The sequence below is a fragment of the Tabrizicola sp. M-4 genome, from assembly GCF_051132405.1.
In the GTDB taxonomy this organism is placed as follows: domain Bacteria; phylum Pseudomonadota; class Alphaproteobacteria; order Rhodobacterales; family Rhodobacteraceae; genus Paragemmobacter.
The window spans coordinates 3,428,057-3,441,725 of sequence record NZ_CP128606.1 but is presented as its reverse complement, the minus strand read 5'-3'; the positions used below and the strand labels follow the sequence as shown (position 1 = coordinate 3,441,725).

Genomic DNA, 13,669 nt, shown 5'->3' with positions numbered 1-13,669 from the left:
CCTTCTGTCGCGGCTGTCACAGACGGGCGCGCCCAAGGGTTGTGCAATCGCGGTGATAATTCCGGCATGACATGGCAACCCGTTACCTTCCGCTTTTCCTGAGGCATTCCCCCACGCCCAAGGTCCAGAACTTCGCCCTTCTGGCGGGGATCGAGGCGAGCGTGCGGGGGACGCTGATCTCGGCCATGCCTCTGGTGGTCTATGACGCCTTGGGCAGCGCGGAGGCGACGTCTTCGGCCTATTTCTGGGCGGGGGTGGTAGCGCTGTGCTGGGGGCTGATGGTGCCGTGGTTCACGCGGCATCTGCCGCGGCGGTGGATGTATACGTCGGGGTGTCTGCTTTACCTTGTCGGGATGGGGCTGGCGATTTCCGGGGTCGCGGTTCTGGTGCCTTTCGCGCTGATGTGCCTGTCGGCGGCGACGGCGACGACATTCGTCTGTTTCAACGCCTATGTGCTTGATTACATTGACCGGACGGATTTGGGTCGCAGCCAGTCGACGCAGATGGTCTATGCGGCGGGGCCTTGGGCTGTGGGGCCGATGCTGGGCGTGACGCTGCATGACTGGTGGGCGCCTGCGCCGTTCCTGTTGGCCGGGACGTTCGCGGTCTTGCTGCTCGTGGTGTTCTGGGTGCTCCGGCTGGGGAACGGGAAGCAGATCCAGCGAGCGAAGGGGCCTGCGTTGAACCCGCTGGCCTATCTGGGGCGGTTCTTCCGGCAGCCACGGTTGATCGCGGGGTGGATGTTCGCGGTGATGCGGTCGTCGGGGTGGTGGGTCTATGTCGTTTACCTGCCGATCTTCTGCATCGAGGCGGGGTTGGGGAACAAGGTGGGGGGCGTGGCGCTGTCTGTGTCGAATGCGCTTCTGTTCATCTCGCCCCTGATGCTGCGCTATGCGCGGCGGACATCGGTACGGCGGGCGGTGCGGATGGCCTTCGGCCTGTGCGGGCTGTGCTTCATGGCGAGCGCGGTGTTTGCGCCTTTGCCCTGGGTGGTGGTGGTGGCGATGATGGGGGCTTCGGTCTTCCTCGTGCTGCTGGATGTGGTGGGGGGGCTGCCCTTCCTGATGGCGGTGAAGCCGTCGGAGCGGACGGAGATGTCGGCGGTCTATTCGAGTTTCCGGGATGTGAGCGGGATCCTGACGCCTGCGGCGGCTTGGGTGGTGCTGGTCCCGTTCGGGGCGCCGCTGGCGGCGTTCTTTGCGGTGACTGGGGCGGGGATGCTGGGGGCGTTCGGGGTGGCGTCGCGGTTGCATCCCAGGCTGGGGACGGTGAGGCCGTCGCATGGGGGACGCGTCGCAGGCGATCTTTGACGCAAAGATCGCGACGATTTCTGCACGCAGAAATCGGTTGGAGAGCGGCGGTCAGGGGCCGTTTTCTGTGTGCAGAAAACGGGGCGATTTCTGCGTCAGAAATCGCTTTCCTTAACGGTTGGTTAACGGGGCGGGCGGTTCGGGCCATGAAAAAACGCGGGCCGGGGGGGCCGGTCCGCGTTTCATCCGCCATCCTCACTTGGAGGGGTTAATCAATCCAGTAGGCGGCGGGCGATGACCTGCGCCTGTATTTCGGCGGCACCTTCGAAGATGTTCAGGATGCGCGCGTCGCAGAGGATGCGGCTGATCTGGTATTCCAGCGCGAAGCCATTGCCGCCGTGGATCTGCAGCGCGTTGTCGGCGGAGGCCCATGCTACGCGGGCGCCGAGGAGTTTGGCCATCCCCGCCTCGAGGTCACAACGCTTGTCGTGGTCCTTCTGCCATGCGGAGAAATAGGTGAGCTGGCGGGCCACCATGATTTCCACGGCCATCATGGCGAGTTTGCCTGCGACGCGCGGGAATTCGATCAGGGATTTGCCGAATTGCTTGCGGTCTTCGGCGTATTTCATGCCGACCTCCAGCGCCGATTGCGCCACGCCCACGGCGCGGGCGGCTGTCTGGATGCGTGCGGATTCGAAGGTCTGCATGAGTTGCTTGAAGCCTTGGCCTTCGACCCCGCCGAGGAGGTTTTCGCCCTTCACGCGGAAATCGTCGAAGTTGACCGTGTATTCCTTCATGCCGCGATAGCCGAGCACTTCGATCTCGCCACCCGACAGGCCCTTGTCGACAAAGGGCGTTTCATCGGTGCCAGGGGTTTTTTCGGCGAGGAACATGGAGAGGCCGCGATAGTCGGTCGTGCCTTCGATCGTGCGAGCGAGGACGGTCATCACATGGGTGCGGGCGGCGTGGGTGATCCATGTCTTGTTGCCGTTGACGACCCAGTCGTCGCCATCGCGGCGGGCGCGGGTGCGCAAGCTGCCGAGGTCGGAGCCGGTGTTCGGTTCGGTGAAGACGGCGGTGGGGAGGATCTCGCCGGAGGCCAGTTTGGGAAGCCATTTGGCCTTCTGTTCCGCCGTGCCGCCGCAGAGGATGAGTTCGGCGGCGATTTCGCTGCGCGTGCCGAGGGAGCCCACGCCGATATAGCCGCGCGAGAGTTCTTCGGACACCACGACCATGGAGGCTTTGGACAGGCCGAAGCCGCCGAATTCTTCGGGGATGGTCAGGCCGAAGACGCCCATTTCTGCAAGGGAATCAATGATTTCCATCGGAATGAGTTCATCCCGCAGGTGCCATTCATGGGCGTGGGGCGTGACCTTTTCATCGGCGAAGCGGCGGAACTGGTCGCGGATCATTTCCAGTTCTTCGTCCAGCCCGGACGCACCGAAGGTGGCACGGCCCGCGTTGTCGCGCATCAGTTCGACAAGGCGGGTGCGGGCGGCGGCGGTGTTGCCTCGGGCCATGAGGCTGACCGCCGCCGCGCCGGGGTTGGCCGGGGTGAGGCCGAGGTCCTGCAAGCGCGCGACCTCCCCCTGGCTCATCGGAATGCCGCCGTGGATCTGGTTGAGGTATTCGCCAAAGGCGATCTGGAGGAGGAGGGCCTCCATTTCCGAGAACTGGCCCGCTGCATCGAGGCGGGTCGCCCATGCCTGCATCTGGCGCAGGGATTCGGTGTAGGTGGCGAGCCATGCCAGCGCATGGGCGGAATACTGGTGTTCTTCCAGCGCCTGAGAGGAGACCTTGCCCGCCACGGTGACCATTTCGCGAAGGTTTTCGCGGGCTTGGGCGAAAAGCGCCTCGACCTCGGGGAGTGCTTCGGTGGTGAGGGCGAGGAGGTTGGCGAGGAGGGGGGAGGTCGTCATCGGCTGGCCATCGTGCGGCATGCTGGGCACCCTTGGGCGATATTCTGCGGTTGCGAGATAGGTAGGATGTTTGCGGTCGCAGAGCAACTTAATTTCGCCGGGAAAAGATCAAGTGAAGGAAAATGTCGCAACGGAATTTTCGTGGTGGTGCGGGCTGGGGGGTGGGGGGAAATCTGGGGGGAGGGCGTGTTTTCGGGGCAAGTGCCTGCGGGCGCTGGGTTAATTCGGGGAAAGGGGCGGGGCGGGCCGTGCCGGGTTCTGTGCCGGAAACTGTGCCGCAAACTGTACATACGCAGCGAACGGTGAGGAGGCGTTAACCCTGTTGTGCCTTGGGCGCGGAGGGGGCGAGTCGGGCCTTGGCTTTGGCGGGGTGGCGGGGCAAGGTCCGGCCAAAAGGGCAGGGTGCGGGCATGGACTGGGCGATGGGAGGGATGGACCCTCTGGCCTTATGGGCGGCGATGGCGGTGACGCTGTTTGCGGGCTTCGTGAAGGGGGCGGTGGGCTTTGCCATGCCCCTGATCATGGTGTCGGCCTTCAACGGGTTCCTGCCGCCGGAGATGGCGGTGGCGGGGCTGATCCTGCCGACGCTGGTGACGAACCTGTTGCAGGCGACGCGGCAGGGGATGGCGGCGGCCATCGGGTCGGTGGTGGCCTATCGGCGGTTCCTGATCGGGACGGTGGTGTTCATCGTGGTGTCGGCGCCCTTCCTGACGGTCATTCCGCGGGTGGCCTATCTGCTGTTGCTTGGCGTGCCGGTGACGGCCTTTGCGGCGGCGCAACTGGCGGGGGTTCCGCTTGCGCTGCCCCTGCGGCATCGGGCGCGGGCGGAATGGGGTCTGGGGATCGTGGGCGGGCTGATCGGGGGGGTGTCGGGCATCTGGGGGCCGCCGCTGTTGGTGTATCTGCTGTCGGTGGGGGCGGAGAAGGCCGAGACGGTGCGGGTGCAGGGGGTGGTGTTCCTGATCGGGGCGGTGGCCCTGCTGGTGGCGCATCTGCGGACGGGGGTGGCGGATGCGGAGAGCCTTTTGTTTTCGGCGGCGCTGGTGGTGCCTGCGCTGCTGGGGATGGTGGTCGGGTATCGCGTGCAGGACCGGCTGGATCAGGCGCGGTTCCGGCGGCTGACGCAGGCGCTGCTGGTGCTGACGGGGTTGAACCTTGTGCGGCAGGCGCTGCTTTAGGCGCGGTGGCGCAGGCTGAGGGTGTGTTCGCGCAGCCATGCGAGGAAGCCGCGCGGGTTGCCTTCCCATTTCTTCAGTTCATCCGCCGGGATGGGTTCGCCGATCACGGGGCGGGTGGGGCGGAAGAGGCAGCGCTTGATTTCGTAGAGCAGGAGGCCCTGACGCAGCGTGTCGGAAAGCTGGTTGGCGATCTGGAAGGCGCGGGAGTTCTGGCCGGGGAAGTAGACGGGCAGGATCGTCGCGCCGGAGGATTTGACGATCTTGTGGGTGAAGACGTTCCATTCCGCCTCGACCGCGGGGCCCCACCAGCCTTCGGACATGGCAACCTTGCCCGCCGGGAAGAGGATGATGACGCCGCCCGCCTTGAGATGCTTCATCGTCTCGTCCCGCATCTGGAGGCCCAGTTCGCGGGCATTGTCCTCGTGCGGGAAGGGCACGGGGATCATGAACATCTCGACTTCCGGGATGCCCGTGAGGAGGGAGCGGGTGAGGATCTTGAAGTCGTCGCGGACGCGGGTGACCATTTCGGCCAGCACCATGCCGTCGACCAGCCCTGAGGGATGGTTGGAGACGACGACGAGGGGGCCGGTCTTGGGGATGAGGGCGATTTCCTCGGGCGGGGTGTCGATGCGGATGCCCATCTGGCGGATGGCCTTGGGCCAGAAGGGCGCGCCGACGGGGGCGCCGGTCTTTTCGAATTCGCGGATCAGGCGCAGGAGGGTGACCTTGGCGGTCAGCCATTCCAGCGTGCGGATCGTGTTCGCCTTGAACGGGTTCTTGAAGGTGCCCGCATAGGAGAGGCGGCGCATGTCATAGGGACGCTCGGCGCGTTCGGCCCGGCGACGGGCCAGCTCTTCCTCGGTCACCTCGAGGGTGCGGAGGGTATCGCGGGGCGACATCTCGGTCACGGCGGGTTGCCTTTCGCGTCTGACGCGCCTCAGTAGTCTTCGCCGAAGCGGTTTGCAACAAGCGCCTCGAGCGCATCGGCAAGCTTTGCCGCCTCGGGGCCGGTGGTGGCGACCTCGATCTCGGTGCCGCGGGAGGCGGCGAGCATGAGGAGGCCCATGATGGAATCGCCCGACACCGTCATGCCGTCCTTCGTCACCTGCGCCTGTGCGTCATGGTCTTCGACCACTTCCACGAATTTGGCGGAGGCGCGGGCGTGCAGCCCTTTTTCGTTGATGATCCGCAACACACGTGCCGTCGTCATGATGTCCAGCTTATGCCCCGCCGCCCAGATCCAGACTGTTGATATACTTGCGTCCCGCGTCAAGCGCCGCGGCGACGGCCTCGGGGACGGTGAGGTCGCGCGACTTGGCCAGCTTGATGAGCATGGGCAGGTTCGCGCCATAGACGATGCGCCGATCCGCGCCGACGCAGGCCATGAGCGAGAGGTTGGAGGGCGAGCCGCCGAACATGTCGGTCACGACGACGACGCCTTGGCCCATGTCGACCGCATCGGCGGCGGCGCAGATTTCCGCCTGTTTCGCCTTGCGGTCGTGATCATCCTCGATGGCGATGGCGCGCATCGCATCCTGTTTGCCCACGACATGTTCGACCGCGGAAAGATATTCCCGCGCCAAGCCGCCATGTGCCACGATCACGATGCCGATCACGCGCCTGTCACCCCGTTTGCGAAGGCGGCGTGACGGCCGCCCTGCGTTCCAGTTCCCGGTGCCGTTTTGACACCGGCCAGCCCGCCTCTGCAAGCGCTTTGGCCATCATTTCCGCGACGGCAACGCTGCGATGTTGCCCGCCGGTGCAGCCAAAGCCGATGGTGAGGTGGGCCTTGCCCTCGTCCACCGTAGCCGGGAGGAGAAAGGTGAGAAGGTCCTGCAACCGGGCGAAGAATTCGGCAAAGCGCGGGTCGGCGCGGACATGGGCCACCACCGCCGGGTCGCGACCGTCGAGGTCGCGCAGGGCGGCGTCCCAGTAGGGATTGCGGAGGAAACGGCAGTCGAAGACCATGTCCACGCCGCGCGGGAGGCCGCGCTTGTAGCTGAAGCTTTGCAGGGAGACGGCGAGGCGCTGGGCTGGGCTGCGGCTTTGGTCGAACCAGCGGGCGAGTTCGGCCTTGAGGTCGTAGGGCGTCATCTCGCTGGTGTCGATGAGGTGGTCGGCGCGGGCGCGGATGGGGGCGAGGAGGTCGATCTCGCGCGCGATGCCTTCGGCGGGGGTTTCGGCGGGGGCGAGCGGGTGGCGGCGTTTGGTCTGGCTGTAGCGGCGGATGAGTTCGGGGGTGCCGCAATCGACATAGACGACATCGAGCGCGATGCGCGGGTCGCGGGTGAGGCGGTCGATGAGTTCGATGAGGGTGGAGGCGTTGAAGTCGCGGTTGCGGACGTCGAGGCCGAGGGCGATGGGGCGGCCCAAGGGCGCGCCTTCGACGAGGCGCGGGACGAGGGAGAGGGGGAGGTTGTCGATCACCTCGTATCCGAGATCCTCGAAGGCATGGATCGCGGTGGAGCGCCCGGCCCCCGAAGGCCCGGTCACCAGCACCAGATGATGCTCTTGAACCGGCAGTCCGTCCTGCATCAGAAGCCTTCCGTCATTCGCGCCGCCCCTGTCGCAGATAGAGCAGGAGCGCCGCCGGGAAATGGGGCCTTTGGTGACCATGCACAAGGGTGACTGTCCGTCCGAGGTAGGTCACTTCATGGTGTGGGGGCAGGCGGTCGGGGGCGGTTCCGGCAAGGTCGACGGCGAGGGCGATGTCGGCGGCGTCGAGGGGATCGGCGTTGAGGAGGCCCAGACCGCGCGCCTCGATCATGCCGCGGATGGGGGCGGGGCAGGTGGCGCGGAGGGCGTCGCCATGGGCGGAGAGGATGACGCGGTCATCGGCGACGAGCCTTGCGCCCAAGGCCATGAGTTGCAGGGCGAGGGAGGATTTGCCGCTGCCGGAGGGGCCGGTGATGAGGCATCCGCGACCGTCCACCGCCACGCAGGTGGCGTGCAGCGTGAGCGTTTCGGTCAAACCGGCAGGCCCACCACGAAGCGCGCGCCGAGCGGATCGGAGGTGACGTCGGCATGGGTGGGGCGGATGTTTTCCGCCCAGATGACGCCGCCATGCGCCTCGACGATCTGTTTGGAGATCGCCAGACCCAGCCCCGAATGTTCGCCGAACTGGCCTTGCGGGCGTTCGCTGTAGAAGCGCTTGAAGACCTTGGTCAGGGCCTGTTCGGGGATGCCGGGACCCGTATCCTCGACCACCACCAGCACGCGGTTGTCGCGGCGGCGGGCCCAGATGCGGACCGCGTCGCCGTCTTCGCAGAAGCTGACGGCATTGGTGATGAGGTTGACGAAGACCTGCGCCAGCCGCGCCTCGAGACCGCGCAGCATGATGGGTTCGGAGGGGAAGTCGGTGATGAATTCGACGCCCTTCTCGCGCGCCTGCGCGCCGAGATATTCCGACAGGTTGGTGAGGGTGCGGACGAGGTTGAATTCCTCTTCCTCTTCCTTGACCAGTTCGCTGTCGAGGCGGGAGGCGTTGGAGATGTCGCTGACCAGTCGGTCGAGGCGGCGGACGTCATGTTCGATGACGTCGAGCAGCTTGTCCTTCTGATCCTCGCGCTTGGCGAGGCGGAGGGTGCCGACGGCGGAGCGCAGGCTGGCCAGCGGGTTCTTGATTTCATGCGCCACGTCGGCGGCGAATTGTTCGTTCGCGTCGATCCGGTCGTAGAGCGCGGCGACCATGCCGCGCATGGCGACGGAGAGGCGGCCGATCTCGTCGGGGCGGGCGGCGAGGTCGGGGATGCGGACGCGGCCGGGGGCCATCTTGCGGGCGTCGCGGTCGCGGCCGAGTTCCGCCGCCGCCGCGAGGTCGGAGAGCGGGTTGGCGATGGTGGAGGCGAGGATCAGGCTGAGCCCGAAGGAGACCATGAGCGAGGCGATGAAGATGAGCAGCACCTGTTCGCGTTCGCTACGCACCAGCGCGTCGATGCCACCCTGATCGCCGGCGAGGGCGATAACGGCCACGACTTGCCCGTTGACGGTGACGGGTTCGGCCACGGCGAAGAGGCGGCTGCCATCCGGGGCGCGGCTGTCGATGCGGACGGCCTCGCCCTTTTGCGCGGCGGGGAGAAGGGTCTTGACGACTTCCGCCGGATCGACCGTGGCGCCGGTGTCGTCGGTGTGGCTGAAGAGGCCGCTGATGCCGTTCCATGCGCCGGTGAGCGTGTCGACGATGGGCGTGGCGCGGGCGGGGACGGCATCGGCGGAGGAGCCTTCGCCGATGCGCCGTGCCGCGATTTCGCCATCGGGGGTGATGGCGAAGGCTTCGACGCCGGGGCTAAGGTCAATGTCGGAGAGGACGCGGGAGAGGCGGGGCGCATCGAGCGGACCCGGTGCCTCGGTCGCCACGGCCTCGAACACGTCGGAGACGAGGCGGGCCTCGTTCTCCAGCGCGGTGCCGCGCAGCGAGACGAGGGTTTCGCGGAACGGGTTGAGGAAGAGCACCCCGCCTGCCAGCACGAGGAGTGCCAGCAGGTTGAACAGGATGATCTTGCGGGCCAGAGGCGAGCGGTTCAGGGACACCAGCCCGCGCCTGTCGCGGCTTTCACGCAAGGCAGGATCGACCAGCCCCTCGCCCGAGGTCCAGTCTTCACCGAGGACGACATCGCCCGAACGAGCCGGGCGGTCCTCTTTTCCCATGCGTGGTGCGGCGGTCATTTACTCTTCGTTGTACCTGTAGCCGATGCCATAGAGGGTTTCGATGGCGGAGAAGCTGTCATCGACCGCGCGCATCTTCTTGCGCAGCCGCTTGATGTGGCTGTCGATCGTGCGGTCGTCGACATAGACCTGATCGTCATAGGCCACGTCCATGAGTTGGTCGCGGCTTTTCACGAAGCCGGGGCGCTGCGCCAGTGCCTGAAGCAGCATGAATTCGGTGACGGTGAGAGCGACGTCCATGCCCTTCCACGTCACGGAATGGCGGAGCGGGTCCATCCGGAGGTGGCCGCGTTCCATGATCTTGGTCTCTTCGGTGACCGCGACCTCGCCGCTGGCGATGGCGTCCTGACGGCGCAGGAGCGCGCGGATGCGTTCGACCAGAAGGCGCTGGCTGAAGGGTTTCTTGACGTAATCGTCGGCGCCCATGCGCAGGCCGAGCACCTCGTCGATCTCGTCATCCTTGGATGTGAGGAAGATGACCGGCATCGTCGTCTTCTGCCGCAGGCGCTGCAGCAGATCCATCCCGTCCATGCGGGGCATCTTGATGTCCAGCACCGCCATGTCCGGCAGGCGGCGGTTGAAGGCATCCAGTGCCGATTGGCCATCGTTGTAGGTTTCGACCTCGAACCCTTCGGCTTCCAAGGTCATCGCGACGGAAGTCAGGATGTTCCTGTCATCGTCGACAAGCGCAATCCTTGCCATGGTGGTTTCCCTATACTGCCCGTGTGTCATTGGATTTTATTTTTGTCGGGCATGATCATTTTTCCGCCATCGGGAATCAACCGATATGTGCGAATCACGTCATTTGCGCGGCGCAACCGTCACGGAAAACCCACAGGGATGGCGAAATTGCCGCACATTCCAGCAGCTTGACGCCCGTTGCGGTGCATTGGCGGGGACGTCTCGCCGCATGATTGCGCTAAACCCGCGATGGTTGCGCTAACTGTGCGAAAGCATCCTGTTCTCAGGCGCGAGCGACGTGTTATAGCGAAAACATGTCCTCCCCCTTGGCCCGGGGATGGCCATCCAACCCATTGGCCCGGGTTGGCAATTCGGGAACGCAGAGTGCCGGGCACCGCCCGGACGGAGGAGCTTGCAGTATGACGAACGGTCGCGTGAACCCCGCGCAGGAATTGGCACATCAAGGCATCACCGGTCTGGGGAACGTCTATTACAACTTCCTTGAGCACAGCCTCGTGGAGGAGGCCGTGAAGCGCGGCGAGGGGCGTCTGGGCAAGGGTGGGGCTTTTCTCGTGTCGACCGGGCAGTTCACCGGACGCTCGCCCAAGGACAAGCATGTCGTGCGCACGCCGTCGGTGGAAAAGACGATCTGGTGGGAGAACAACGCGCCGATGTCGCCCGAAGGGTTCGACCGGCTGCATGAGGACATGCTGGCCCATATGAAGGGGCGCGACTATTTCGTGCAGGACCTTTATGCCGGCGCGGACCCCGTGCATCGGCTGGATGTGCGGGTGGTGACGGAACTGGCCTGGCACGGGCTGTTCATCCGGCATCTGCTGCGCCGCCCGGCGCGGGAGGAGCTGGACGGGTTCGTTCCGGAATGGACCATCATCAACTGCCCCAGCTTCAAGGCGGACCCGGCGCGGCATTCCTGCCGCAGCGAGACAGTGATCGCCTTCCATTTCGACAAGAAGCTGATCCTGATCGCCAACACGGCCTATGCGGGCGAGAACAAGAAGTCGGTCTTCACGCTGCTGAACTACATCCTGCCGGAAAAGGGCGTGATGCCGATGCATTGCAGCGCGAACCATGCCATCGGCAATCCGGTGGATACGGCGGTGTTCTTCGGCCTGTCGGGAACCGGCAAGACGACGCTTTCGGCCGCGCCGGACCGCACGCTGATCGGCGATGACGAACATGGCTGGTCGGATCGCGGGTCCTTCAATTTCGAAGGCGGCTGCTATGCCAAGACCATCAATCTGGACCCGGAGGCGGAGCCGGAGATCTATGCCACGACACACCACTTCTCGACCGTGGTGGAGAACATGGTCTATGACCCCGAGACGCTGGAACTGGATTTCACGGATGACAGCCTGACGGCCAACACGCGCTGCGCCTATCCGCTGGACTTCATCTCGAACGCCTCGTCCACGGGGCTGGGCGGGCATCCGAAGAACATCATCATGCTGACCTGCGACGCCTTCGGGGTGCTGCCGCCGATCTCGCGGCTGACGCCGGCGCAGGCGATGTATCACTTCCTGTCGGGCTTCACCGCCAAGGTGGCGGGGACCGAGCGGGGGGTGACCGAGCCGCAGCCCACCTTCTCCACCTGCTTCGGCGCGCCCTTCATGCCGCGCCGGCCGGAGGTCTATGGCAAGCTGCTGCAGGCGAAGATCGCCAAGCACGGGGCGAATTGCTGGCTGGTGAACACGGGCTGGACCGGCGGGGCCTATGGCACGGGCAAGCGGATGCCGATCAAGGCGACGCGCGCGCTGCTGTCGGCGGCGCTGGACGGATCGCTGGCGACGGTGGAATTCCGGCGCGACGCGAATTTCGGCTTCGACGTGCCGGTGGCGGTGCCGGGCGTGGATACCGCGCTGTTGGACCCGCGCAACACATGGGCCGACAAGGCGGCCTATGATGCGCAGGCGGCGAAGCTGGTGGAGATGTTCTCGAAGAATTTCGAGCAATATGTGCCTTTCATCGACGCTGATGTGAAAGCGGCTGCGATCGGTTGAGGTCTTTGGGGCGGGCCTTCCGATGGAAGGCCCGCCCGATTTTTCTGCGAAAAATCGGAAATCCTTCGCAGAAGGATTTTGGTCCGCTGGCGGTTTCCGGCGGGGCGGCGATTTCTGGCGCAGAAATCGCGGCGGAATTTGACGCAAATTCCGCTGTCGCGGCGTGGGTCCGATTTCCGTGTCGGAAATCGTCGCGGAAACTGCGTCAGTTTCCGCCTTCGCCGGTGAAGATCGACGCGATGCCTGCGGCATCCAGAAGCGTCCATTTGCCGGGGGCAAGGTCGGCGGGCAGGGTCAGGCCGCCAAGGCTTTCGCGGTGCAGCGCCTCCACATGGTTTCCCGTTGCCGCGAACATGCGGCGGACCTGATGGTAGCGGCCCTCGGTCACGGTCAGCAGGGCCTCGGTTTCCGAGATCACGGTCAGGTCGGCGGGGGCGAGGGGTTTCTCCTCTCCCTCCAGCATGAGGGTGCCGGAGGCGAAGGTGGCGGCTTCGGTTCCCTTGAGCGGGCGGGCGAGGCGGGCGCGGTAGGTTTTGCGGATGTGGCGGCGGGGGCTGATGATGCGGTGCAGGAGGTCCCCGTCATCGGTGAGGAGGAGGAGGCCGGAGGTCTGCTTGTCCAGCCGTCCGACGGTGGAGATCGCGGGATCGCGCGCGCGCCAGCGTTTCGGCAGGAGGTCATGGACGAGCGGCCCCTCCTCCTTGTGCGAGCAGGTCATGCCGAGGGGTTTGTGGAGGAGGATCACCAATCCCGGCAGCGGGTCGAGCGGTGCCCCGTCGATCGACAGGCGCGCGGGCAGGTCGGGGGTGAGGGGGATGCGCTGGCTGACATCGGTGAGGTCCGCACCGTCGAGCGTGATGCCGCCTGCCTTGGCCATGCGCGCCATCTCGGCCCGCGAGCCGTAGCCCATGGAGGACAGGAGCCTGTCGATGCGCGAGGTCGGGACCTTGGCCATGCGGCGGGGTTACCGGGTGGGGACCGGGGTTTCGCCGCGATAGTCGTAGAAGCCGCGTTGCGTCTTGCGGCCAAGCCATCCGGCCTCGACATATTTCGTCAGCAGGGGGCAGGGGCGGTATTTGGTGTCGGCCAGACCGTCATGCAGGACGTTCATGATGGCAAGGCAGGTGTCGAGCCCGATGAAATCGGCCAGTTCCAGCGGACCCATCGGGTGGTTCGCGCCGAGTTTCAGCGATTCGTCGATGGATTTCACGTTCCCCACGCCTTCGTAGAGGGTGTAGACCGCCTCGTTGATCATGGGCATCAGGATGCGGTTGACGATGAAGGCGGGGAAATCCTCGGCGCTGGCGGCGGTCTTGCCGAGTTTCCGTACCACCTCGTGCAGGCTGTCCCATGTGTCCTGATCGGTGGCGATGCCGCGGATGAGTTCCACGAGCTGCATCACCGGGACCGGGTTCATGAAGTGGAAGCCCATGAATTTCTCGGGCCGGTCGGTGCGGCTGGCGAGGCGGGTGATGGAGATGGAAGAGGTGTTCGACGTCAGGATCGTGGAGGGTTTCAGATGGGGGAGGAGGTCCTCGAAGATGGCCTGCTTTACCGTTTCGCGTTCTGTCGCGGCCTCGATGATGAGATCGGTCGCGCCGAGATCGGCGAGTTTGAGGGTGGTGCGGATGCGGCCTTGGGCGGCGGCCTTGTCTTCCGCCGTGATCTTGCCGCGCGTGACCTGACGGTCGAGGTTCTTTTCGATGGTGGCGAGGGCCTTGTCGATGCTGGCCTGGCTGATGTCGTTCAGCAGGACGTCATAGCCTGCCAGCGCGAAGACATGGGCGATGCCGTTGCCCATCTGGCCCGCGCCCACGACGCCCACGCTGCGGATATCTGCCATCGTTCAGCACTCCTTCATTCCGGGCGGAACCTTATCCATCGCGGGCGGGCAGGTGCAAGCGGTGCGGGGCGAGTTGCGTGAAGCTTTAGGCGAATTGCGACCTTAACCGGCTGGT

Annotated in this window: 13 protein-coding genes; 3 read left to right on the top strand and 10 right to left on the bottom strand. The window is 65.4% G+C overall.

Translation table 11 applies throughout. The features are described from left to right. Positions 1–71 precede the first annotated feature (71 nt). The gene (locus tag TabM4_RS16845; protein ID WP_434614964.1) at positions 72–1,310 is read left to right on the top strand and encodes an MFS transporter; all 1,239 of its coding nucleotides are present in this window, start codon (positions 72–74) and stop codon (positions 1,308–1,310) included. A gap of 212 nt (positions 1,311–1,522) precedes the next feature. Here the strand turns inward: TabM4_RS16845 and TabM4_RS16840 are convergent, their stop codons facing one another. Beyond that, on the bottom strand, positions 1,523–3,190 hold the full coding sequence (locus TabM4_RS16840; protein ID WP_434614962.1) for an acyl-CoA dehydrogenase family protein: 1,668 nt from the start codon (positions 3,188–3,190) through the stop codon (positions 1,523–1,525). A 389-nt stretch (positions 3,191–3,579) separates the two neighbouring features. On the opposite strand from TabM4_RS16840, the gene TabM4_RS16835 reads away from it, so the two are divergent. Continuing rightward, complete coding sequence (locus TabM4_RS16835; protein WP_434614960.1) at positions 3,580–4,347, top strand: sulfite exporter TauE/SafE family protein; 768 nt, start codon at positions 3,580–3,582, stop codon at positions 4,345–4,347. On the opposite strand, the gene TabM4_RS16830 is transcribed toward TabM4_RS16835, so the two are convergent. The 7 genes from TabM4_RS16830 to TabM4_RS16800 are packed head-to-tail and all read right to left on the bottom strand — an operon-like array spanning position 4,344 to position 9,714. Continuing rightward, positions 4,344–5,246 carry a lysophospholipid acyltransferase family protein gene (locus tag TabM4_RS16830; protein WP_434622135.1) on the bottom strand — a complete coding sequence of 301 codons (903 nt, stop codon included), beginning with the start codon at positions 5,244–5,246 and terminating at the stop codon, positions 4,344–4,346. The two genes, TabM4_RS16835 and TabM4_RS16830, sit on opposite strands and share 4 nt — an antisense overlap. 38 nt (positions 5,247–5,284) lie before the next feature. Beyond that, entirely contained in the window at positions 5,285–5,557 is a 273-nt protein-coding gene (locus tag TabM4_RS16825; protein WP_434614958.1) for an HPr family phosphocarrier protein, read from the bottom strand. A gap of 10 nt (positions 5,558–5,567) precedes the next feature. Further along, positions 5,568–5,963 (bottom strand): PTS sugar transporter subunit IIA, encoded by a 396-nt coding sequence (locus TabM4_RS16820; RefSeq protein WP_434614956.1) that lies wholly within the window; start codon positions 5,961–5,963, stop codon positions 5,568–5,570. 7 nt (positions 5,964–5,970) lie between these two features. After that, positions 5,971–6,882 (bottom strand): RNase adapter RapZ, encoded by a 912-nt coding sequence (rapZ, locus tag TabM4_RS16815; RefSeq protein WP_434614953.1) that lies wholly within the window; start codon positions 6,880–6,882, stop codon positions 5,971–5,973. A 13-nt stretch (positions 6,883–6,895) separates the two neighbouring features. Then, positions 6,896–7,318, bottom strand: a complete 423-nt coding sequence (locus TabM4_RS16810; RefSeq protein WP_434614950.1) for an HPr kinase/phosphorylase — start codon at positions 7,316–7,318, stop codon at positions 6,896–6,898. Then, entirely contained in the window at positions 7,315–8,994 is a 1,680-nt protein-coding gene (locus TabM4_RS16805) for a sensor N-terminal transmembrane domain-containing protein (protein ID WP_434614947.1), read from the bottom strand. Before TabM4_RS16805 ends, TabM4_RS16810 begins: the two co-directional genes overlap by 4 nt. Positions 8,995–9,012: 18 nt before the next feature. Continuing rightward, positions 9,013–9,714 (bottom strand): response regulator transcription factor, encoded by a 702-nt coding sequence (locus TabM4_RS16800; protein ID WP_434614944.1) that lies wholly within the window; start codon positions 9,712–9,714, stop codon positions 9,013–9,015. 398 nt (positions 9,715–10,112) lie between these two features. On the opposite strand from TabM4_RS16800, the gene TabM4_RS16795 reads away from it, so the two are divergent. Next, positions 10,113–11,711: a phosphoenolpyruvate carboxykinase gene (locus tag TabM4_RS16795; RefSeq protein ID WP_434614943.1), complete on the top strand. Its 1,599-nt coding sequence runs from the start codon at positions 10,113–10,115 to the stop codon at positions 11,709–11,711. A 205-nt stretch (positions 11,712–11,916) separates the two neighbouring features. Here the strand turns inward: TabM4_RS16795 and TabM4_RS16790 are convergent, their stop codons facing one another. Together TabM4_RS16790 and TabM4_RS16785 are read right to left on the bottom strand one after the other, a co-directional pair. Further along, positions 11,917–12,666 (bottom strand): pseudouridine synthase, encoded by a 750-nt coding sequence (locus tag TabM4_RS16790; protein ID WP_434614941.1) that lies wholly within the window; start codon positions 12,664–12,666, stop codon positions 11,917–11,919. Between the two features lie 9 nt (positions 12,667–12,675). After that, complete coding sequence (locus TabM4_RS16785) at positions 12,676–13,554, bottom strand: 3-hydroxybutyryl-CoA dehydrogenase (RefSeq protein WP_434614939.1); 879 nt, start codon at positions 13,552–13,554, stop codon at positions 12,676–12,678. Positions 13,555–13,669: the final 115 nt, after the last annotated feature.

Excerpts from the sequence above, each read along its gene's own strand:
- TabM4_RS16845 (WP_434614964.1), top strand. The coding sequence starts at position 72 with ATGGCAACCCGTTACCTTCCGCTTTTCCTGAGGCATTCCCCCACGCCC.
- TabM4_RS16840 (WP_434614962.1), bottom strand. The coding sequence starts at position 3,190 with ATGCCGCACGATGGCCAGCCGATGACGACCTCCCCCCTCCTCGCCAAC.
- TabM4_RS16835 (WP_434614960.1), top strand. The coding sequence starts at position 3,580 with ATGGACTGGGCGATGGGAGGGATGGACCCTCTGGCCTTATGGGCGGCG.
- TabM4_RS16830 (WP_434622135.1), bottom strand. The coding sequence starts at position 5,246 with ATGTCGCCCCGCGATACCCTCCGCACCCTCGAGGTGACCGAGGAAGAG.
- TabM4_RS16825 (WP_434614958.1), bottom strand. The coding sequence starts at position 5,557 with ATGACGACGGCACGTGTGTTGCGGATCATCAACGAAAAAGGGCTGCAC.
- rapZ (WP_434614953.1), bottom strand. The coding sequence starts at position 6,882 with ATGCAGGACGGACTGCCGGTTCAAGAGCATCATCTGGTGCTGGTGACC.
- TabM4_RS16805 (WP_434614947.1), bottom strand. The coding sequence starts at position 8,994 with ATGGGAAAAGAGGACCGCCCGGCTCGTTCGGGCGATGTCGTCCTCGGT.
- TabM4_RS16800 (WP_434614944.1), bottom strand. The coding sequence starts at position 9,714 with ATGGCAAGGATTGCGCTTGTCGACGATGACAGGAACATCCTGACTTCC.
- TabM4_RS16795 (WP_434614943.1), top strand. The coding sequence starts at position 10,113 with ATGACGAACGGTCGCGTGAACCCCGCGCAGGAATTGGCACATCAAGGC.
- TabM4_RS16790 (WP_434614941.1), bottom strand. The coding sequence starts at position 12,666 with ATGGCCAAGGTCCCGACCTCGCGCATCGACAGGCTCCTGTCCTCCATG.
- TabM4_RS16785 (WP_434614939.1), bottom strand. The coding sequence starts at position 13,554 with ATGGCAGATATCCGCAGCGTGGGCGTCGTGGGCGCGGGCCAGATGGGC.